21 protein-coding genes are annotated in these 19,834 nt (G+C 31.0%); 10 read left to right on the top strand and 11 right to left on the bottom strand.

Annotated features, from left to right (window positions below; all coding sequences use genetic code 11):
- Positions 1 to 22: 22 nt before the first annotated feature.
- From IUY40_RS06645 to IUY40_RS19595, 5 genes are all read right to left on the bottom strand, one after another.
- Positions 23 to 2,176: a peptidase domain-containing ABC transporter gene (locus IUY40_RS06645; protein ID WP_195736071.1), complete on the bottom strand. Its 2,154-nt coding sequence runs from the start codon at positions 2,174 to 2,176 to the stop codon at positions 23 to 25.
- Between the two features lie 7 nt (positions 2,177 to 2,183).
- On the bottom strand, positions 2,184 to 2,705 hold the full coding sequence (locus tag IUY40_RS06650; protein WP_195736072.1) for a redoxin domain-containing protein: 522 nt from the start codon (positions 2,703 to 2,705) through the stop codon (positions 2,184 to 2,186).
- 167 nt (positions 2,706 to 2,872) lie between these two features.
- Positions 2,873 to 3,505 carry a hypothetical protein gene (locus IUY40_RS06655; RefSeq protein WP_195736073.1) on the bottom strand — a complete coding sequence of 211 codons (633 nt, stop codon included), beginning with the start codon at positions 3,503 to 3,505 and terminating at the stop codon, positions 2,873 to 2,875.
- Positions 3,506 to 3,642: 137 nt separating this feature from the next.
- Complete coding sequence (tatA, locus tag IUY40_RS06660) at positions 3,643 to 3,801, bottom strand: twin-arginine translocase TatA/TatE family subunit (protein ID WP_195736074.1); 159 nt, start codon at positions 3,799 to 3,801, stop codon at positions 3,643 to 3,645.
- 203 nt (positions 3,802 to 4,004) lie between these two features.
- Positions 4,005 to 4,133: a hypothetical protein gene (locus tag IUY40_RS19595; RefSeq protein ID WP_255520463.1), complete on the bottom strand. Its 129-nt coding sequence runs from the start codon at positions 4,131 to 4,133 to the stop codon at positions 4,005 to 4,007.
- Positions 4,134 to 4,310: 177 nt separating this feature from the next.
- Between IUY40_RS19595 and IUY40_RS06665 the strand changes: the two genes are divergently transcribed.
- Positions 4,311 to 4,658 carry a helix-turn-helix transcriptional regulator gene (locus IUY40_RS06665; protein WP_195736075.1) on the top strand — a complete coding sequence of 116 codons (348 nt, stop codon included), beginning with the start codon at positions 4,311 to 4,313 and terminating at the stop codon, positions 4,656 to 4,658.
- A 70-nt stretch (positions 4,659 to 4,728) separates the two neighbouring features.
- Here the strand turns inward: IUY40_RS06665 and IUY40_RS06670 are convergent, their stop codons facing one another.
- Both IUY40_RS06670 and IUY40_RS06675 read right to left on the bottom strand, forming a co-directional pair.
- A complete protein-coding gene (locus tag IUY40_RS06670; RefSeq protein WP_195736076.1) occupies positions 4,729 to 5,988 on the bottom strand; it encodes an aspartate kinase in 1,260 nt (419 codons plus the stop codon).
- A 31-nt stretch (positions 5,989 to 6,019) separates the two neighbouring features.
- Positions 6,020 to 6,493: a GNAT family N-acetyltransferase gene (locus tag IUY40_RS06675; protein ID WP_195736077.1), complete on the bottom strand. Its 474-nt coding sequence runs from the start codon at positions 6,491 to 6,493 to the stop codon at positions 6,020 to 6,022.
- Between the two features lie 172 nt (positions 6,494 to 6,665).
- On the opposite strand from IUY40_RS06675, the gene fbp reads away from it, so the two are divergent.
- A complete protein-coding gene (fbp, locus tag IUY40_RS06680; protein WP_195736078.1) occupies positions 6,666 to 7,673 on the top strand; it encodes a class 1 fructose-bisphosphatase in 1,008 nt (335 codons plus the stop codon).
- Between the two features lie 110 nt (positions 7,674 to 7,783).
- Here fbp and IUY40_RS06685 read toward each other — a convergent pair whose 3' ends face one another.
- The gene (locus IUY40_RS06685; protein WP_195736079.1) at positions 7,784 to 8,215 is read right to left on the bottom strand and encodes a TerB family tellurite resistance protein; all 432 of its coding nucleotides are present in this window, start codon (positions 8,213 to 8,215) and stop codon (positions 7,784 to 7,786) included.
- Between the two features lie 194 nt (positions 8,216 to 8,409).
- Here IUY40_RS06685 and IUY40_RS06690 point away from each other — a divergent pair, with 194 nt between their 5' ends.
- The 4 genes from IUY40_RS06690 (at position 8,410) to IUY40_RS06705 (ending at position 11,812) form a co-directional block, all read left to right on the top strand.
- Positions 8,410 to 9,003: a HupE/UreJ family protein gene (locus tag IUY40_RS06690; RefSeq protein ID WP_195736080.1), complete on the top strand. Its 594-nt coding sequence runs from the start codon at positions 8,410 to 8,412 to the stop codon at positions 9,001 to 9,003.
- A 2-nt stretch (positions 9,004 to 9,005) separates the two neighbouring features.
- Positions 9,006 to 9,437 carry a dCMP deaminase family protein gene (locus IUY40_RS06695; RefSeq protein WP_195736081.1) on the top strand — a complete coding sequence of 144 codons (432 nt, stop codon included), beginning with the start codon at positions 9,006 to 9,008 and terminating at the stop codon, positions 9,435 to 9,437.
- Positions 9,438 to 9,519: 82 nt separating this feature from the next.
- Positions 9,520 to 11,097, top strand: coding sequence for a S41 family peptidase (locus IUY40_RS06700; protein ID WP_195736082.1), 1,578 nt, complete (start codon positions 9,520 to 9,522; stop codon positions 11,095 to 11,097).
- A 403-nt stretch (positions 11,098 to 11,500) separates the two neighbouring features.
- Positions 11,501 to 11,812, top strand: coding sequence for a hypothetical protein (locus IUY40_RS06705; protein ID WP_195736083.1), 312 nt, complete (start codon positions 11,501 to 11,503; stop codon positions 11,810 to 11,812).
- Positions 11,813 to 11,833: 21 nt separating this feature from the next.
- Here the strand turns inward: IUY40_RS06705 and IUY40_RS06710 are convergent, their stop codons facing one another.
- The 3 genes from IUY40_RS06710 to IUY40_RS06720 all read right to left on the bottom strand — a co-directional run bounded on the left by IUY40_RS06710 (position 11,834) and on the right by IUY40_RS06720 (position 13,350).
- On the bottom strand, positions 11,834 to 12,439 hold the full coding sequence (locus tag IUY40_RS06710; protein ID WP_195736127.1) for an FAD-dependent oxidoreductase: 606 nt from the start codon (positions 12,437 to 12,439) through the stop codon (positions 11,834 to 11,836).
- Positions 12,440 to 12,443: 4 nt separating this feature from the next.
- On the bottom strand, positions 12,444 to 12,644 hold the full coding sequence (locus IUY40_RS06715) for a hypothetical protein (protein WP_195736084.1): 201 nt from the start codon (positions 12,642 to 12,644) through the stop codon (positions 12,444 to 12,446).
- Between the two features lie 127 nt (positions 12,645 to 12,771).
- The gene (locus IUY40_RS06720; protein WP_129540701.1) at positions 12,772 to 13,350 is read right to left on the bottom strand and encodes a MarC family protein; all 579 of its coding nucleotides are present in this window, start codon (positions 13,348 to 13,350) and stop codon (positions 12,772 to 12,774) included.
- 260 nt (positions 13,351 to 13,610) lie between these two features.
- On the opposite strand from IUY40_RS06720, the gene IUY40_RS06725 reads away from it, so the two are divergent.
- The 4 genes from IUY40_RS06725 (at position 13,611) to IUY40_RS06740 (ending at position 19,824) form a co-directional block, all read left to right on the top strand.
- A complete protein-coding gene (locus IUY40_RS06725) occupies positions 13,611 to 14,180 on the top strand; it encodes a DUF3109 family protein (RefSeq protein ID WP_195736085.1) in 570 nt (189 codons plus the stop codon).
- A gap of 341 nt (positions 14,181 to 14,521) precedes the next feature.
- Positions 14,522 to 15,511, top strand: a complete 990-nt coding sequence (locus IUY40_RS06730; RefSeq protein ID WP_195736086.1) for a ribonucleotide-diphosphate reductase subunit beta — start codon at positions 14,522 to 14,524, stop codon at positions 15,509 to 15,511.
- 274 nt (positions 15,512 to 15,785) lie between these two features.
- Positions 15,786 to 18,200: a ribonucleoside-diphosphate reductase subunit alpha gene (locus tag IUY40_RS06735; RefSeq protein WP_195736087.1), complete on the top strand. Its 2,415-nt coding sequence runs from the start codon at positions 15,786 to 15,788 to the stop codon at positions 18,198 to 18,200.
- Between the two features lie 226 nt (positions 18,201 to 18,426).
- Positions 18,427 to 19,824: a DUF1800 domain-containing protein gene (locus IUY40_RS06740; RefSeq protein WP_195736088.1), complete on the top strand. Its 1,398-nt coding sequence runs from the start codon at positions 18,427 to 18,429 to the stop codon at positions 19,822 to 19,824.
- The last annotated feature ends 10 nt before the right edge of the window (positions 19,825 to 19,834 follow it).

Raw genomic sequence — 19,834 nt, forward strand, 5'->3', positions numbered from 1 at the left:
ATTTATTATGAAGAAAAATTATTTACAAGGTTTCCCAATAAGTGCTATAAAAGTTTTTGGTTTCCATTAATTCTAAATGATTCCCCGATTTAGAAATTGTTTTGTTTTCTAGAATATAAATAGTATCGGCTATTTTTTTTAGCATATTTAAGCGATGTGAGATAAAAAAAATGGCACATTCTTTTTTAATTTTTTGCAGGAGATCTATAGTAAATTGTTCTGTGTTTCGGTCCATTGCAGCAGTAGCCTCATCAAGAATTAATAATTGAGGTTTTTTGTATAATGCTCTAGCCAAAGCTAGAATCTGTTTTTGACCTCCAGACAAATTGATACCTTCTTCACCAAGAATAGTTGTTAAGTCTTGAGGTAATTGGCTAAAATAGAAATCAAAACCATATTGTTCTATAAACTTTATGAAGCCCTCTGGCGTTTCTTCTTTGCCGAGTAAAATGTTATCAATAACGTTTCCGTTAAAAATAGTAATTTCTTGAGGAATTACCGCCAATAAATCCCTATAGTATTTAAGACCAATTTCTTTAAGAGAATATTTATTGTTTAGGATGATATTTCCGTTTTCAAAATTATAAAAGCGCTGTAGTATTTGGCTTAAGGTACTTTTTCCGCTTCCACTTTCTCCAACAATAGCAATAAACTCACCTTTTCTCATTTCTATGTTTACATCATGAAAAAGTTCGCTTCTTCCTGCAAAGCGAAAAGAAAGATTTTGGATTGAAATTTTTTCAATTGAAAAAACTTCTAAACCTTCTTCGTTTTCTTTTTCTATCGATGCAAATTCGTACATTCTATTAAAAGCAATTTTAGCTTCATTTATTGGGATTGATATTAATGCTAGATTAGCGATAGAAGGTAACAAAGAACTTATGATACCTAAAATTGCCATTAATTCGCCAATTTTAATTTCTTTATTAAAAACCTGTATAGAAGTGTAAATCAAAATACTAATCGAAAAGAGAACACTAGCTAAGCCAGATTTCCAAGATAAAGAGATGTTTATTTTTCCCAGATTGAATTTTTTTTCTTGAAAATTAGTAAAGATCTGTTCATTTAATTTATTAAAGATAGGTTGTTTATTGTCGTTTTTTATAGTTGAAATTCCTTGAATACTATTGATGTAATTGCTTTCGTTTAGGGCATAACTTTGCATGACATCTTTCTGAGAATCTATTATTTTTTTATTGTTCCGATAAATTATAAAAAAATAAATGGGTAAACTTAGCAAGGAAATCAAGCCCAATTTCCAAGAATAACTAAACAAAAATAGTAATGAAATGATAGCTACTAAAATATCTATGACTAAAGTACTTGTAAGCATTTTTATTACATTTTGTACACGCTGTGTATCGTTTAATCTTGCCACAAGTTCCCCTATTTTTCGAGTATCAAAAAAGGGTTTTGGTAATTGTAATATAGAGGAGAAAAATGAATTGTTTATTCGATTATTAAAATCTTTAGATTGTTGTAATAAAAAGTACTCTCGTAGAACAGTTATTCCAACTCTGGCTAAGAGCAAGATAACTAATAAAGAAATTCCTGAAATTAACTTTTTGATATTATGTGAAGGTAAAATATCATCTATCAATTTTTGAGAAAATAAAGCCATAGACATTCCTAAACCAGCGATAAATACACCTAATAAAACAGAGATCCAAATAAGTTTATAATCTTCCTTTAGTAGATTTAAAAACCATTTTATCTTAGCGTTTTTTTCTGCTTTTTCGGTTGTAAAATTCTCGTTTGGTTCTAGCGTTAAACAAGTTTTTGAAATCCAAATTTTCTCTAATTCTTCTGTAGGTAAATTATAAATTCCTTTTGCAGGATCTCCAATCAAGAAGCCTTTGTTTTTATTATATTCATAACAAACTACATAATGTTGTAGTTTGTTTTCGATTAAAACATGTAAAATTACAGGCTGTTTGTGGTTAATAAGAGCTTGGATATCTGCTTCACAGCCTTCGGCATTAAATCCTAACTTATTGGCAGCTTGGTATAAGCCCAGTACCGTAGTGCCTTGCTTGTTTGTACCACTTATTTCTCGAAGTTTTTCGATAGACTGGTTTCCGTTATATAATTTTATTATTGACAATAAACAGGCTACACCACAATCGGATTGGTCTAATTGTGAGGTGTGCGTTTGTTGTATGTGTTTTAAATTCATTATAATTTTAATTGGCATTCATTTTTTTGATTAAAGTTTCGATTTTTATTTGCCCTTTTATTTTATCTATTAAGTTTTGTTCCTTATCATAAAGTACTAAATAAGGCAATGTATTTATGTCAAAAGTAGAAGCGAAAGTAATTTTGTCATCACATAAAAAATGAATGTTGTTATACGTATTCAGTTGATATTCCTTAGCAAATTTTTTTATGTTTTCGTTTTTTTCAAATGATACAAAAATTAATTGAAAATCATTTAAATACTTCATATTTTCTTTAATCATTTTAGCTTCTTCATTGCAAAATTCGCATTCTGTATTAAAATAAATAAAAATAGTTGCAGTTCCTTTTTTTAGATTTTTTTTGGTAAAAAGTCCTCCATTTATATCTGGATATAAAAATTCAGGAATGCTTTTTATGTTTTGAGCAATTTCTTTTTTTTGATTTATTTTAGATACTATTTTGTAACCTAAAAAAAGTAAAATACCCATGAATGCTATAAGAAGAGTAATTTTTAGTTTTTTTTTCATTTTTGTAGTTCTTTATTTTAAATCAATGATGTAATAATGAAAATCATGGCAACAGTACCTAGAAAAGTCTGGGCAATGTATATATTAGAAAAGAAATATCGAACAACATGCGAAATAAGGATGATAGAGCATATAATAAGAAATATTTTTCTGTAGTTTTAGATATTTTAAGAATAACTAAGTGTAAAAAACATTACTGTTGTTATCCATAATAATAAAGCAGGTCCATAACTATAAACTACAATTTTAAGTCCTTTGTCCATATTCGTATCAGTTTCTTTACCAATAAAATAGGCAAGAATAAGCCAGTATGTTAACTCAAATAAATTAAGAGTTTGGAAAGGATAAATAAACCAAGTTTCTAATCCCCTATATCCAACTATATTTAGTGCTGATAATGGGTAGAAATATTGAATATCTTCTAAATCGTAGTTGGTTTGAAAAAAATAAAACCAAATAATTTTAGTTGTGGCTACCAATAAAAATATAAACTCAGCTTTAATTACAATGTTCCATAAAGAGTTATACCCTACTTCTTTTTGACTGAAAAAATAAGTGCCCACATACAATACTGTTGCAATTATACTTGTTTTGATTACAATATATATTGGAAAAAAAATATAAGAAATCCACTTCCATTTATTCTGAAATTCGAAAAAATGATTCAATTGTTGAGAGGTAAGTTTTTCTGCTATTGTATTGTAAAGTAATTTATCAATGTCTAAAGCTATTTTTGTAATTTCAGAAATTAGAATTAATAGAATAGAAAATAATATACATTTTACAAGAGGATTTTTCATTTTTATTATAAATTTTAAAATAGCTAAATACTTCTAGTATGTAACAGAATATTAGAATTACGGATGTTTATTGCCAGAAATCTTGTTTTTAATTAATTACTAGATAAAATAGTTATTAATTAAAAATAAGTATTAGGCTATGTTTTTTTTTCATCTTCTTTTTCTTTAGATGCTTTCTTGAATTCTTTTATACCATTTCCAATTCCTTTCATTAATTCAGGGATTTTTTTTCCGCCAAATAATAAAGTTATTGCAAAGATTATAAGTATTATTTCTGTAGTTCCTAATCTTCCCATAGGCTTTGTTTTAATAAAAGCGACCTTAAACAAATTTGTTTAAAGGTCGCTTTTAAAGGAGTTATTTATTGGTTTTTTTATTATTATACCTGTATCCTAATCCAATTATTATAACGAGAAAGGATAAAATTAATACTGAATTATTCATAATTTTTTTAAGAATATGTTATTTTAAAGTGATTATTCTTAACATATACGCGTTGTTAGGTTAATAAAAAACATCCAAGTGTTGTTAGTCCTCCAACAAGAGGATTGAGACCTGCAGCAACTCCTGCCGCTAAGCCTGTTAAGGCACAACCTGCAAGTCTATCTCCACCTTCTAATTTTTCCATTTGATTTAATTCTAATTTTTTCATAATATGATAATTTAATGGTTAGTAATAATATATTGTATAAACAAATATATGTCTGAATTTCAGATAAATCTTATGCGTTAATTGACTATTTCAAACCTAATTTCGATTAAATATGTTTTATTTCTTATGTTTGTGATTGTAAATAGTTAAAGTATGACTATAACCGTAGGAAATAAGTTAAAAGAATTGCGTAAAAGCAAGAATATGTCGCAAGAGCAAGTAGCAGATTATTTGCACTTATCTCAATCAGCTTATGCTAGGATTGAAAGAGGCGAGAGCAGTTCTTGGGCAAGTCATGCTAATAAAATATGTGAGTTTTTCGAAATTACCCCTGAAGAATTGGTGACAAATGATATGCGACAAGATAAAGAAACTACTAATGATTTAAATGAAACACTTATTATAAATCAATTGTCGGATAAAGTCGTAGAACAATATGAAGCGCGAATAAAAGAGCTGAAAAAAGTGATTAAAATTTTAAAAAGTAAACAGAAACCATAAGAAAGGCTTCACTTTTTTAAGTGAAGCCTTATTTTATATTGAATGATGTAATTAATTTTTTTAAAGAAAACTAATCTATATTTTTTGTTACCACTTGCATGGTTTCGCGGCTAACTTGTTTCAGTAAAACCACTTTATTTTTTTCAACGGCTTCGGCTGCTTTATCATCAAAATGGCGAATAGTATATAGGGTAACGTTTTCACTAAAATCAACTTTAAACTTTTTAGAAAGAATAGCATTCATATCATTGAAATTTTCAAATTTATCTTCTACACAAACAGAAAAACTAATTGCTGAGTTTTGAATTAAATTCACTTTAATTTTAAACTCATGAAATAAGGCAAAAATCTCACTGATATTTTCTTCCATTATAAAAGAAAAATCTATAGATGAAAGAGAAATTAAAAGTTGGTTTCTCTTTACAATAAAACAAGGTAAATAAGGTTCTAAATCGACACCTTTAGAAACGCTTGTTCCTTTTAACAATGGGTTGATAAAAGATTTTACATATAGCGGAATCTCTTTTTTTTGTAAAGGCTGTAATGTTTTTGGATGAATAACCGTTGCTCCGTAAAATGCCAATTCAATAGCTTCACGATATGAAATCTGATTAAGTAAGCTTGCATTTTCAAAATAACGAGGGTCAGCATTCATTACTCCAGGAACGTCTTTCCAAATGGTAACACTTTCGGCATTTAAGCAATAAGCAAAAATAGCAGCAGTGTAGTCAGAACCTTCACGGCCCAAAGTTGTAGTGAAGTTGTTTTCATCGGCACCTAAAAACCCTTGAGTTATGTTCAGCATATTTCGCTTTACATTTTTACTAATATTTTTTTGGGTTAACTCCCAATCTACTTCAGCATCTCTGTAAGTTGCGTTAGTTTTTATGAAGTTGCGTACATCAATCCATTGGGTCTGAACACCCATGAAATTCATGAAATGACTTAAAATAGTAGTCGAAATTAATTCTCCAAAACTTACAATTTGATCATAAACAAAGTTATAGTTAGGCGATTTATTATGGACAAGAAAATATTCTAATTCCGAAAAGAACGCATTTACAGCAGCAAAAACTTCATGTTTTTCATTCTCGAATAAATCCAGCAATATCTGGTTGTGGTATTTTTTTACTTCTTGAACAGATGCATTTAACTCACTCGATTTTTCAAAATAATTCTTTATTACAACTTCTAGAGCGTTTGTGGTTTTTCCCATAGCCGAAACTACAAGCAATACATCTTCATAACCTACTTTTTGTAAAACGTCATATACGTTTTTAATTCCTTCAGCATCTTTTACTGAGGCACCACCAAATTTGAATACTCTCATTATTTATTGTTATATATTGTGTCTTGAATTTTTATTTTTTCTCTAAAAAAGTATCTATTCCAGCTTCGTCCATTTGAACAACACGCCATTCTTCGAAGACTTTGGCTCCAGATTTTTCATAGAATTTAACTGCAGGAGTATTCCAGTCAAGTACATTCCACTCGACTCTTCTTACTTTATCTTTTTTCGCCTGCTCCATTATTTTAGAGTATAATGCCTTTCCTAAACCAGATCCGCGCATTTTATCTTTAACAATTAAATCTTCTAAATGTATTGTTTTGCCTTTCCAGGTTGAGAATCGGTAATAGTATAAGGCAATTCCAACTATTTCGGCATCGACCTCGGCTACAAATACATGAAAAAGAGGATTTTCTCCAAAGCCATCACGAACTAAATCGCTCTCCGTAACCAAAACTGCATCTGGTTCATTTTCAAATAGGGCTAGTTCCTGAATCAAGCCTAAAACAGCTTTCATGTCATCAGGATTTCCTTTTCTAATATTCATAAAATATTATTATTAATGTGTTTATATCTAAAACAGTGGTTTTTTAGAACTTAATTTTCGCTTTTGATTAACAAATATACAATACGCACAAACTAACTAAATAAATTTTAAATCAATTTCACAAAAAAGGCGATATTTGTGACTTCAAAAAAACCTACAACGATATAGTATAATGGAAGAACGCAATAAAACACTAGGAGAGTTTATTATTGAGAACCAAAAAGCATTTCAGTATTCGTCGGGAGAGCTTTCCCGAATTATCAACTCTATACGTTTGGCGGCCAAAGTCGTTAACTATAAAGTAAACAAAGCCGGATTGGTGGATATTATTGGCGCTGCAGGCGAACAAAATATTCAGGGCGAAGACCAACAAAAATTAGATGTGTATGCAAACGAAGTATTTATCCAGACGTTAATAAACCGTGAGATTGTCTGTGGTATTGCTTCAGAAGAAAACGATGATTTTATTACAGTTCAGGGGAGCGACAACTGTCATAATAATAAGTACGTGATCTTAATGGATCCGCTTGACGGATCTTCAAACATTGATGTAAATGTTTCTGTTGGGACTATTTTTTCTGTTTTCAGAAGAATTACACCGATAGGAACCCCGGTAACAAGCGAGGATTTTTTACAACCGGGAATCAATCAAGTTGCAGCAGGTTATGTAATTTATGGAACTTCGACCATGTTGGTTTATACCACAGGTCATGGCGTAAATGGTTTTACACTGAATCCGGCAATTGGTACATTTTATTTGTCACACCCTAATATGAAATTTCCACAAAACGGAAATATCTATTCGGTAAACGAAGGAAACTATGTTCATTTTCCGCAAGGAGTAAAAAACTACATTAAATATTGTCAGAGAGAAGAAGAAGACAGGCCTTATACCTCCAGATATATTGGAAGTTTAGTTTCTGATTTTCATCGAAATATGATTAAAGGCGGAATTTATCTGTACCCAACAAGCTCAAAAGCACCAAAAGGGAAGTTACGTTTATTATACGAATGCAACCCAATGGCATTTATAGCTGAACAGGCAGGAGGAAAAGCAACAGATGGTTTTAACCGAATTATGGAGATTAATCCAACTGAATTGCATGAGCGTGTTCCATTCTTTTGTGGAAGCTACAATATGGTAGAAAAAGCAGAAGAGTTTATGCAGAAAGCAAAATGATAAAGAAGCAAAACCCGACTAGTAAATAGTCGGGTTTTATTTTTAGTAGCAGTCTTACTTTTTAGTACCAGTTTAAAAACTGAATATTGTCACTGAAAACTAAATACTTCTTATTTATTCATATTTTGCATTTCGAAAGTAAAAGTATCTAAATCTACTTTTTTATCTACTAGCGAAAGTGCTTTTGCAATGATATAGTTTACGTTTCCAGGAGTAAATCCTAGTGCGAGTCCAAGTCTTCTTAGCATGATTTCTTGACTATCTCCTATGTGGTGATCTACGTGTACCATACGAGCCAAATCGTATAAACGCTCTAAACGTTGAGAATACAAATAAGGCGCGTTTATAGGGTGTTTGAAAGGGTCAGCAAGAATCTCTTTGTATTCTTCGTCCGAAATTTCTAATCGAGAAGCTAACTTGTCTAAAAAAGCTTTTTCTTCTTGATTTGTTTTTCCGTCTGCAAGAGCTACGCGAACAATAGCCGAAAAATGACCTTTATTTCTTAGTTTAAATTCGCTATCAAATAAATCTGAAAATGACATAATTAATTGGTTTTTTGTATCACAAAGATAAATCTATTTTTAAATTATTAATTTTAATTTTCTCATAATTTTTATAATTGCAAAAATTGTAATTTTAACTTATTTTTATTTAATGATTTTAGAATAGCAATCTACCATTTTCAAAATTAATCGTAAGTTTACACACCCTTTATCAATTTTAAATTAAAATACTCATGTCGGATTTTTGGATTTATTTTCAAATAGGATTAAAACACGTTCTAGATATTCATGCATACGATCACGTAATGTTTTTAATGGCCTTAACGGTTCCTTATTCGTTTAAGGATTGGAAAAGAATTTTACTACTTGTAACTGTTTTTACTGTCGGTCATACATTAGCTTTATTACTTTCGGTTTATGGAGTCATTATTATTAAAGTAAATATCGTAGAATTTTTAATTCCGATAACCATTTTAATAACTGCCTTCTTTAACTTTTTTACAGCAGGAAAATCATCTAAAACAGAGAGTATTAATTTAGTGTTTTTTATAACACTTTTCTTTGGGATAATTCATGGATTAGGATTCTCTAACTATTTCAGAACGATATTAGGAGGTAGTCCAACATCAAAATTGTTGCCCTTGGGAGAATTTGCATTAGGGATTGAGGCAGCTCAAATTATTGTAGTTTTTGTGGTTTTAATAATCTCATATATTGTTCAAACAATTTTTCGTTTTTCAAAACGTGATTGGACACTAGCTATGTCGGCTTTTATAATAGGAGTTGTAATTCCGATGGTTATTGAAAGTGAAATATGGAATAGATAAAAATGGAAAAAGAAAAATTAAATAGATATGACAAAGCTTATTTGCGAATTGCAAAAGAGTGGAGCATGTTGTCGTATTGTAAGCGTAAGCAAGTTGGTGCAATTATCGTAAAGGATCGGATGATTATCTCTGATGGTTATAATGGTACACCAACAGGATTTGAAAACTGTTGCGAGGATGAAGATGGGTTAACGCGATGGGATGTTTTGCATGCCGAAGCCAACGCTATTTTAAAAGTAGCAAGATCAACTCAGTCTTGCGAAGGAGCAACCTTGTATATAACACTCTCACCTTGTAAAGAATGTAGCAAATTGATTCATCAATCGGGGATAAAAAGAGTAGTTTATCAAAATGGATATCGGGATGATGCTGGAATCCAATTTTTAATAAAAGCAGGCGTAGAAGTCGTGCATATTCCTGTGTTAGAAGAGTAGAAAGTCGCAGTAATTTCAAAATACATGGTTGCTTATGAAGAATAACAATAGTATATTCTCGTAAAATAAATATTAGCTACATATGAAATTCAATACGAAGTATTTACCAATAGTTATTGGAGCAACTTTAGCTCTGGGAACTGTACTCGGGAGCTTATTAAGCACTCCAGCACAGGATCAGTTCTTGGCTAAGAATAACTCTAAGAATAAACTCAATAAATTAATTGATTTCATTAATAATGAGTATGTCGATAGTATAAATACTGATTCTATAGTTAATCTTACAGTCGATAATATACTGTCAAAATTAGATCCTCATTCCGTCTATATTCCGCCCAGTGAACAAGCAGAAGTTGCAGAAAGTATGAAAGGCGATTTTGTTGGAATTGGAGTGAATTTTTATATGTATAAAGATTCGGTTGCAATAATAAAGCCAATAGAAAATGGACCTTCTGCAAAAGCAGGAATTCAGGCTGGAGATAGAATTTTATATGTAGGGAAGACTAAATTATTTGGGCGAAAACTTCCGTCAGATAGTTTGTTTGCTAAATTAAAGGGAAAAAAAGGCACAGAGATAGAGCTTACTGTTTATCGAAAATCAGAACAAAAGAAATTAAAAGTTAAAATAAAGAGAGACATTATTCCTATAAAGAGTGTTGATATCTCGATGCTATTGGATAAAAATACTGGATATATAAAGATAAATCGTTTTGCTGAGACAACCTATGCCGAATTTAAATCAGGTTTAACCAAATTAAAGCAAAACGGAATTCAGTCACTTATTATAGATCTTCGCGATAATGGTGGAGGTTATATGGAAGAAGCTGTTGCAATTGCGGATGAATTTTTGAAAGATAAGCAACTTATCGTTTTTACCAAAAACAAGAATGGAGAAATGGAAAAAACGTATGCAACTGGAAGCGGAAGTTTTGAGACTGGAAAAGTATCTGTATTAATCAATGAGAATAGTGCTTCGGCTAGTGAAATTTTAGCAGGGGCAATTCAGGATAACGATAGAGGAAACATAATAGGTCGTCGTTCATTTGGAAAAGGACTGGTTCAGCGCGAAATGGATTTTAATGATGGATCAGCAGTTCGATTAACGGTTGCTAGATATTACACGCCAACAGGGCGTTCTATTCAGAAGCCTTATAGTCATGGAAACGAAGATTATTTTAAAGAGTCGGATTCACGTTTTAACAACGGAGAATTATATAGTAAGGATAGTATTAAGATTATTGACACATTAAAATATAAGACCCCAAAGGGTAAAATTGTTTATGGTGGAGGCGGTATTGTGCCAGACGTTTTTGTACCTATCGAAATTGAGCATGGCAGCGAAGGTTCAGCTTATTTGTTGCAAACAGGAATTGTTGGGCATTTTGTTTTCGAACAATTGGATAAAAACCGTAAAGCGTTCACAGGGTTAAATTACCGAGAATTTGTTGCAAAAATGCAGTCAACAGATTACTATTTTAAATCTTTTCAGAAGTACCTTTTTAAGAATGGATTAGATTTGAAATTAGAAAAAAATAAAGCAATCATTAATCGTTATATTACAGCTGAATTTGCTAGACAATTGTATGGTGAAATTTATTACTATGATATGATTCTTAAAAATGATGCAATGATTAAGGTAGTTTTAAACCAGAAAAAATAATTCTAATTTTTTTAAATGGAAATAAGTGCTATTGTAAATACTGAAATCGAGCTATTAGCTGCGGTCAAGAATGCAGATGTTTTAGCTTTATAAAATTTATTTACGATGATTTATTATTTAATTTACAAGATGGATAAACGATAACTAAGGAATTCGATTTAGAGTTATATCGTTCAGGTAAAATGAAAATCGAAGTATTATAAGCTTCGGGTCAAATTATTAATGTAATTGATGTCCTGTTTTAGGAGTTGCTATTTTATTAAGAGGGGAGCATGAAAAGCCTTTTAGATGGCATTTTTGGATATAGTAGAGTTTGGAAGCAATTTGTTGATAATCTAAGGGTTATTGTAGGAAACGGTGTAAAGTTAAAATAGCATTAATAGTTCAATTAAAAAGATAAAAGATGAGGAATGCCAAAAAAATAAGTTTCCTGTTAGTTTTAATGGTTCTTGTGATTTCTTGCGTAACTATGAAAGATAATAATACTATTTCAGGGAAAATTGAATCGATTGAGTTTGGTAAAGACGGATATACTGCAAAAGTTAAGACCGAGAAAAACGAAATTTATTATGCTATAATAAGTATTGTAAATATGGGCGGTCCTGAAAACTACAAGAAATTAAAAGAGGGAGATGAGGTTTCTTTAAAAGGAGATATATGGAAAACCAACACAGAGAAACATATAAAAGTAAAAGAAATTATTTCTGTAAAATAAAAAAACTAATGTTTTAAGAAATTATCGAATACTATCGTGCGCATGAGTTTGTACGCCATTATTCCATAGTGTTAATATATCAGTTGCAACGGCTGCACCGCTTCCTGCTGCAATTGCCAGTTGGCTTCTCCAACCAGCGAGAGTACCAATAACATAAATGCCTTCGGCAACTTTATGATCACTGTTTTTTAACTGAATTCGTTGTTTTTCGGGGAGTGCTTTTTTGTGAGGCTCAATGTATTCTGTTAAGCCTTCGATAGCAAAAGTATTTGCAGAACCAATTCCAATAACTATTATTTTAGTTTTGTACGTGTTTTTGTTGGTAGTAATTAAAAATTCAGGATATTCACCTTCAATCTTTATTACTTTCTCGTTGGGAATTTGTGTAATATGTGGGTATTCCTGATTTAAATGTTCGGTACTTTCTGATAATAATTCAGAACCTAATTTCCCAGGTATAATACCGTAAGCATTGTTGAAAAGAGCATCTTGGAGAGAAGAACTTTTTTGATGCGTAAAAACCCCAATTTTTTTATCAATGACAAAAGGTTTATTTTGTGCAGATCCTAAAACAAGTGCACAGGACATACTTGATACGCCTCCGCCAATAATTAAAATATCAAACATATTATTATTGATCATTCATTTTTTCTTCTATCTTTTTAGAAATTCTAAAAATTAAAAGAATTAGTACGGCGCAAAATGCAGCTGCTATTCCAATAAATGCTACCATGCTATCTCCTTGTAAAGGATTTTGAAAGTCAAGCAAAGTAATATTGAAAATAATCAAAGCTAATGCTAAAAGCACTAATATGGAAGTAAAAATTTTCATAGGATAACTATTTATTTCTAAATGATTAAAAGAAATAATTAAAAAAGAAATATTGCTTTTGGTAGTTCCGTAAACGAGTATTTCGACTTTTAAGTATTACTAGTGGGTAAATTTATGAAAATTAATTTTAGACAAACAAACCTTTAACATTAGCTGCGAATAATTTAACAGCAATAGCCAAAAGTACAACTCCAAAAGTCTTTCTAACTACGCCAAGTCCGTTTTTTCCCAGCATTTTTTCAATTTTCGAGGATGATTTTAAAACAATATATACAAGGGTTATGTTGAGAATAATAGCAATAACAATATTTATAGTATGAAATTGTGAACGTAGTGAAAGTAATGTGGTCATAGTTCCAGCTCCTGCAATTAAAGGAAAAGCTAATGGTACTATAGAAGCAGAGCTTGCTTCTTCATCACGATATATATGGATTCCGAGTATCATTTCTAAGGCTAGAAAAAACAATACAAAAGATCCAGCGACAGCAAAAGAATGTACGTCGATACCAATTATCTTCAGGAAACCTTCTCCAATAAAAAGAAAGATAATCATTATTAGTCCGGCTACTATCGAAGCCTTTTCAGATTCAATGTGTCCAACCTTAGATCTTAGGTTAACAATAATAGGAATAGAACCAACGATGTCAATTACGGCAAAGAGTACCATTCCAACAGTAATTATTTCTTTTAAGTCTATTTCTAACATGTGTTTTTATTTAAGAGTTAAACGTGTGTAAAGGTAAAAAATAAATGGCTTTTTTTAACATTTCGGCATTAATCTGTAATTTTTTGTTATAAAAATATGTTTTAGCGGCTCTTGCGTGATTTTTGTAACAAAAATGAGCTTTATTTGGTTAATCTATTAAGTAGAATTGATGTCTATTTTTTTTTTTGATTCAATTTATCTAGCGGGCATCGAGATAGTTTGACTATCTTTGCATTTTTATAATTCAGTACACTATTATCATGTTTCAATTAGGGAAAACTATTATTTCTGAGGATATTCTTGAAAAAGAATTTGTTTGTAATTTATCTGCTTGTAAAGGCGCTTGTTGTGTTGATGGAGACGCTGGGGCTCCCTTAAGTGAAGAGGAGACAAAAATTTTGGAAGAAATTTATCCAAAAGTAAAGCCCTTTTTGCGAAAAGAAGGAATTGCGGCAATTGAAGCACAAGGAGCTTGGATTAAAGGTATTGATGGTGATTTTGAAACACCATTAATAGATAATAAGGATTGTGCATATGTGATTTTCGATGGAAAAACTGCGCTTTGTGGTATCGAGCAAGCATACAATCAAGGTATCGTGAGCTGGAAAAAACCTGTATCATGTCATTTGTATCCAATTAGAGTAAAAGACTTCACTGAGTTTGCAGCAGTTAATTATGATAAATGGGACATTTGCGACGCAGCCTGTTCTTTGGGTCAGGAGCTTGAAGTTCCAGTTTATAAATTTGTCAAAGAAGCGTTAATTCGTAAGTTTGGCGAAGATTGGTATATGGAGCTTGATAAAATTGCGGAAGATCTGAAGCGCTCTTAAAAAAAAATCTATTTTCATAATTGAATAAAGCTGAGATTATAATAAAGAATCTTCCAAATGATTCATAAAAAATATTTTTAAAATTTATAAAAAAGTCTTGCTTTTTATTTTAAAAATCCTATATCTCACGGTTGCTAGAGTCTATTTAGTTAGATTTAACTTATTCATTTACAGAAAGTTAATAATTGTATGAAAATTATTCTGTTTTTGTCGCTTTGTTAAAAACTAGAGCCGATTGTGAATAAGTTTGGCTTTTATTTTAGCCAACAAATGACAATCTTTGTAGTCTACAGAAATGGATGAAAATTCATTGAAATTTTTTAAAATAAAACACAACAATAATGTCACAAGTCGAACCAATTTTACAAGAAAATAAGAACCGTTTCGTAATTTTTCCAATCAAGCACCATGATATTTGGGATTGGTATAAGAAGATGGAAGCGAGTTTTTGGACTGCTGAAGAAATTGATTTACATCAAGACTTGAATGATTGGAATAATAAGTTGTCAGATGATGAAAGATATTTCGTTAAACATATATTAGCATTCTTTGCTGCATCTGATGGAATTGTAAATGAAAATCTAGCTGAGAACTTTGTAAACGAAGTACAATATGCTGAAGCTAAATTTTTCTATGGTTTTCAAATCATGATGGAAAATATTCATAGCGAAACGTATTCACTTCTTATCGATACTTATGTAAAAGATGAAGCTGAAAAAGATCAGTTGTTTAATGCATTAGATGTTTTTCCTGCAATTGCAAAGAAAGCAAATTGGGCATTAAAATGGATTGAATCTGACTCGTTTGCTGAGCGTTTAATAGCATTTGCTGCAGTAGAAGGAATATTTTTCTCAGGTGCTTTTTGTTCTATTTTCTGGTTGAAAAAACGTGGTTTAATGCCAGGTTTAACATTCTCAAACGAATTAATCTCTCGTGACGAAGGAGTTCATTGTGATTTCGCAGTGCATTTACACAATCACCATTTAATAAATAAAGTTCCAAAAGATAGAATTAAAGAAATTATCGTTGATGCTTTAGATATAGAAAGAGAATTTGTTACAGAATCTCTTCCAGTAAGTTTAATTGGTATGAATGCAGTTTTAATGACGCAGTATTTAGAATTTGTTGCAGATAGATTACTTGTTGAGTTAGGTTGCGACCGTGTTTATGGCTCATCAAATCCATTTGACTTTATGGATATGATTTCGCTTCAAGGGAAAACTAATTTCTTTGAAAAAAGAGTTTCAGAATATCAAAAAGCAGGAGTTATGAATAGTAGCTCTGGTGGAGATAGCGATTCTCAGAAAATTAGCTTTGATGCAGATTTTTAGACATCAGTAATTTTTAGTGATTACCACGCACTAGAAATAATAAAATTAATGAACGAAGGTTCTTATAACTAGACAATTTAAAGATTGAATTTTTCTCCTAAATCGAAGATTCAATAGTATTACTGACTAATTTTTGATCTATATATTAGATTGAGGAGAGGCAAACTATTGGGAAGTAATTTCTAATATTAAAAATAAAACACACAATGTTTAAGTACTGGGATTCGTTATTTCAGTGTCTTTCATTTTTTCAATAACAATAAAAAGTAAGCTTATGTATGTAATAAAGAGAGATGGACGTAAAGAGCCAGTAATGTTTGATAAGATTACAGACAGAATCAAAAAGTTGTGTTACGGGTTAAATGAACTTGTAGATCCTGTTAAAGTAGCTATGCGTGTTATTGAAGGATTGTATGATGGAGTTTCGACTTCAGAATTGGATAATCTTGCTGCCGAAACTGCTGCATCTATGACTATTGCGCATCCAGATTATGCACAATTAGCTGCTCGTATCGCCGTTTCTAATTTACATTCTAATACGACAAAATCTTTCTCAGAGACGATGTCAGATATGTATAATTATGTTAACCCAAGAACAGGTAAAGAAGCGCCTTTGCTGGCAGATGATGTTTACGAAATAATTAAGAAAAACTCACAGGTTCTGGATTCAACAATTATTTATAACCGTGATTTTAATTACGATTATTTTGGATTTAAAACATTAGAACGCTCTTATTTATTAAAAATAAACGGAAAAATTGTTGAGAGACCACAACATATGTTGATGCGTGTTTCAATAGGAATTCATAAAGATGATATTGAGTCTGCGATCGAAACGTATGAATTAATGTCTAAAAAATTCTTTACTCACGCTACGCCAACATTATTTAATTCAGGAACACCAAAACCTCAAATGTCATCTTGTTTCTTATTAACAATGAAAGACGATAGTATTGATGGGATCTATGATACATTAAAACAAACAGCTAAAATCTCACAGTCAGCAGGAGGTATCGGTTTAGCAATACACAACGTTAGAGCAACTGGATCTTATATTAGCGGAACTAATGGAACTTCTAATGGAATTGTTCCGATGCTTCGTGTATATGATATGACAGCTCGTTATGTTGATCAAGGTGGAGGAAAACGTAAAGGAAGTTTTGCTATGTATATTGAGCCTTGGCATGCTGATATTTTTGATTTCCTTGATTTGAGAAAAAACCATGGTAAAGAAGAAATGAGAACCCGTGATTTATTTCTTGGAATGTGGATTCCAGATTTATTCATGAGAAGAGTTCAGGAAGATACAACTTGGACATTAATGTGTCCTAATGAATGTCCAGGATTATCGGATGTACACAGTGAAGAATTTGACGCTTTGTATTTAAGTTATGAGGCAGCTGGAAAAGGAAGAAAAACAATTAAAGCAAGAGAAATATGGGAAAAAATCCTTGAATCTCAAGTAGAAACTGGACTTCCGTACATGTTGTATAAAGATGCAGCAAACCGTAAATCAAACCAAAAGAATTTAGGAACAATCCGTTCATCAAATTTATGTACTGAAATTATTGAGTTTACATCTCCGGATGAAGTTGCAGTTTGTAACTTGGCTTCAATATCATTACCAATGTTTGTTGAGAATGGACAATTTAATCACCAAAAATTATTTGATGTTACTAAACGTGTAACATTCAACTTAAATAAAGTAATTGATAGAAATTATTATCCAGTAAAAGAAGCAGAAAATTCTAATGTACGTCATAGACCAATTGGTTTAGGTGTTCAAGGACTTGCTGATGCTTTTATCATGTTAAGAATGCCATTTACAAGCGATGAAGCAAAACAATTAAATCAAGAAATTTTTGAAACATTGTATTTTGCTGCCGTAACTTCATCTATGGAATTAGCTAAAATTGAAGGACCATATTCTACATTTGAAGGATCTCCAATGTCAAAAGGAGAATTTCAATACAATATGTGGGGAATGAAAGACGAAGAATTGTCAGGACGTTGGGATTGGGCTTCATTGCGTAAGGAAGTTGTAGAACACGGTGTTCGTAACTCTTTATTAGTTGCACCAATGCCTACAGCATCTACTTCTCAGATTTTAGGAAACAATGAGGCTTTTGAGCCATATACATCAAATATTTATACAAGAAGAACGCTTTCAGGAGAATTCATTGTGGTAAACAAGCATTTACTTCATGATTTGGTAGAAAGAGGTTTATGGAATGAAACTCTGAAACAAGAGATCATGCGTCATAACGGATCAGTTCAAAATATTGATGGAATTCCAGCTGATCTTAAAGAATTGTATAAAACAGTTTGGGAAATGTCTATGAAAGATATCTTGGATATGTCACGTCAAAGAGGTTATTTTATTGACCAGTCGCAATCATTAAACTTGTTTATGCAAGATGCGAACTATTCTAAACTTACATCAATGCACTTCTATGCATGGCAATCAGGTTTAAAAACAGGAATGTATTACTTGAGAACAAAATCGGCTGTAGATGCAATTAAATTTACATTAAACAACGATAAGAAAGAAGAAATTGCACCAGTAGCTAAAGCATCGGTTTCAGTTTTAACTCCAGAAGTAGAGCCAATAAACGTAGAGGATTATAAAGCAATGCTATTAAAGGCACAAGCCGGAGATCCAGATGATTGCGAAATGTGTGGGTCTTAATTTAGAAGAAATAAAATTGAGCAGAGAGAATAGTATTTGCTCTTAATTTAATAGGAAGCAGTTATCATAATGATAGCTGCTTTTTTTGGCAATATACCTAAAAAATATCCGTTTTAAATGGTATCAAAGAGTTTTAAAACGTAATATCTAAGTAGTTTATAAGATATCTCTAAGTTAAACCTTTAAAAAATAGTTGAGTCCTATTTTCAATATAATTCTAGTTATTATGAAAAAAAGCAATGTTTGGTCGTTACGATTGGGTTTTTCAGGTAAAGAATTCGATAAGATTGAAAAACTAGGATTAGAAAAATTTCTAAAACATTCCTATGACTCAAATTTCGACAAACAACTTCCAGCTTTTTTAGACGATGGTCCCAAAACACTTATTGAACTTAAAGAGCTACGTGAATCTATAAAAACAGCAGATACAGATGCTAAAAGGAAGATTCTCAAGCAAGAGATTTATTCATCAGTTGAATTAAAAAAATGGTGGATTGCCAAAATGCAAAATGATGAATTTCCATTGCGAGAAAATATGGTTTGTTTCTGGCACAATCATTTTGTTTCAACTTCCCAAAAAGTAAAAGTCAATTATTGGATTTATCAGCACAATATGATTTTACGAGAACATGCTTTTGGAAATTTCAAAGAACTAACCAAGCAGATTATAAAATCGAATGCGATGGTGAAATACTTAGATAACGTTGATAATAAAAAAGGTAAATACAACGAAAATCTAAGTAGGGAATTACTGGAATTATTCACAATCGGAATTGGAAATTATACCGAAAGCGATATTAAAAATGGCGCTAGGGCTTTGGCAGGATTAAATTATGGTGATGATAATGCGGTTTATAGAAAATTTGCTGAAGACAATACTGATAAAACTTATTTTGGAAAAACTGGAAATTGGAAAGCCGATGATTTAGTCGATATTATTTTTGAACAAAAGAATATTCCGTATTTAATTACTCGAAAAATTCTGAAATGGTTTGTTTATGATAATCCATCCAAAGAATTAGTGACCTATTATGGAGATTATTTCAGGAAAGTGAAGTTTGAAATGCAACCCTTACTAACTAAAATTTTCACAGAGGAATATACCAAAGATGTTTCCGGAACTAAAATTAAAAATCCGTTGGTGTATATTTTACAACTTTTAGAAGAATTGCATATTGACGATTTGGATGATGGTGTGATTGTATTCTTTTTGAAACAGCAAGGAATGGATTTGTATAATCAAGTTAATGTAAAAGGATGGGATGGGGGGAATTCATGGCTGACTTCTCAGATTTATTTACAACGAAATAATACCTCGGATATACTTTGCAGCGGAAGAAGCATTACAAGAAAAGTACTGAATACTATGAGTAGTGAAAGTGAAAAACAAAAGACCGAATACGAGAAAATTGATGTAAAAATCGATTTTAATTCCAACGGAAATAATAAAACAATTATTACAGAATTGTCGAATAGGTTATTATTTAATGTAAGTGACTCTATGCAAAAAGATATGGAAAACTTACAGAAATATGATTTTTCCCCTAAGGATTCTCATGCTGATTTTGCAGTGATTCGATTGTTTAATTACATTTCAAAATTACCAGAATATCAATTAATCTAGAAGTTTAAGG

Source organism: Flavobacterium sp. ALJ2 (assembly GCF_015594725.1).
GTDB lineage: Bacteria > Bacteroidota > Bacteroidia > Flavobacteriales > Flavobacteriaceae > Flavobacterium.

Excerpts from the sequence above, each read along its gene's own strand:
- IUY40_RS06645 (WP_195736071.1), bottom strand. The coding sequence starts at position 2,176 with ATGAATTTAAAACACATACAACAAACGCACACCTCACAATTAGACCAA.
- IUY40_RS06650 (WP_195736072.1), bottom strand. The coding sequence starts at position 2,705 with ATGAAAAAAAAACTAAAAATTACTCTTCTTATAGCATTCATGGGTATT.
- IUY40_RS06655 (WP_195736073.1), bottom strand. The coding sequence starts at position 3,505 with ATGAAAAATCCTCTTGTAAAATGTATATTATTTTCTATTCTATTAATT.
- tatA (WP_195736074.1), bottom strand. The coding sequence starts at position 3,801 with ATGGGAAGATTAGGAACTACAGAAATAATACTTATAATCTTTGCAATA.
- IUY40_RS19595 (WP_255520463.1), bottom strand. The coding sequence starts at position 4,133 with ATGGAAAAATTAGAAGGTGGAGATAGACTTGCAGGTTGTGCCTTAACA.
- IUY40_RS06665 (WP_195736075.1), top strand. The coding sequence starts at position 4,311 with ATGACTATAACCGTAGGAAATAAGTTAAAAGAATTGCGTAAAAGCAAG.
- IUY40_RS06670 (WP_195736076.1), bottom strand. The coding sequence starts at position 5,988 with ATGAGAGTATTCAAATTTGGTGGTGCCTCAGTAAAAGATGCTGAAGGA.
- IUY40_RS06675 (WP_195736077.1), bottom strand. The coding sequence starts at position 6,493 with ATGAATATTAGAAAAGGAAATCCTGATGACATGAAAGCTGTTTTAGGC.
- fbp (WP_195736078.1), top strand. The coding sequence starts at position 6,666 with ATGGAAGAACGCAATAAAACACTAGGAGAGTTTATTATTGAGAACCAA.
- IUY40_RS06685 (WP_195736079.1), bottom strand. The coding sequence starts at position 8,215 with ATGTCATTTTCAGATTTATTTGATAGCGAATTTAAACTAAGAAATAAA.
- IUY40_RS06690 (WP_195736080.1), top strand. The coding sequence starts at position 8,410 with ATGTCGGATTTTTGGATTTATTTTCAAATAGGATTAAAACACGTTCTA.
- IUY40_RS06695 (WP_195736081.1), top strand. The coding sequence starts at position 9,006 with ATGGAAAAAGAAAAATTAAATAGATATGACAAAGCTTATTTGCGAATT.
- IUY40_RS06700 (WP_195736082.1), top strand. The coding sequence starts at position 9,520 with ATGAAATTCAATACGAAGTATTTACCAATAGTTATTGGAGCAACTTTA.
- IUY40_RS06705 (WP_195736083.1), top strand. The coding sequence starts at position 11,501 with ATGAGGAATGCCAAAAAAATAAGTTTCCTGTTAGTTTTAATGGTTCTT.
- IUY40_RS06710 (WP_195736127.1), bottom strand. The coding sequence starts at position 12,439 with ATGTTTGATATTTTAATTATTGGCGGAGGCGTATCAAGTATGTCCTGT.
- IUY40_RS06715 (WP_195736084.1), bottom strand. The coding sequence starts at position 12,644 with ATGAAAATTTTTACTTCCATATTAGTGCTTTTAGCATTAGCTTTGATT.
- IUY40_RS06720 (WP_129540701.1), bottom strand. The coding sequence starts at position 13,350 with ATGTTAGAAATAGACTTAAAAGAAATAATTACTGTTGGAATGGTACTC.
- IUY40_RS06725 (WP_195736085.1), top strand. The coding sequence starts at position 13,611 with ATGTTTCAATTAGGGAAAACTATTATTTCTGAGGATATTCTTGAAAAA.
- IUY40_RS06730 (WP_195736086.1), top strand. The coding sequence starts at position 14,522 with ATGTCACAAGTCGAACCAATTTTACAAGAAAATAAGAACCGTTTCGTA.
- IUY40_RS06735 (WP_195736087.1), top strand. The coding sequence starts at position 15,786 with ATGTATGTAATAAAGAGAGATGGACGTAAAGAGCCAGTAATGTTTGAT.
- IUY40_RS06740 (WP_195736088.1), top strand. The coding sequence starts at position 18,427 with ATGAAAAAAAGCAATGTTTGGTCGTTACGATTGGGTTTTTCAGGTAAA.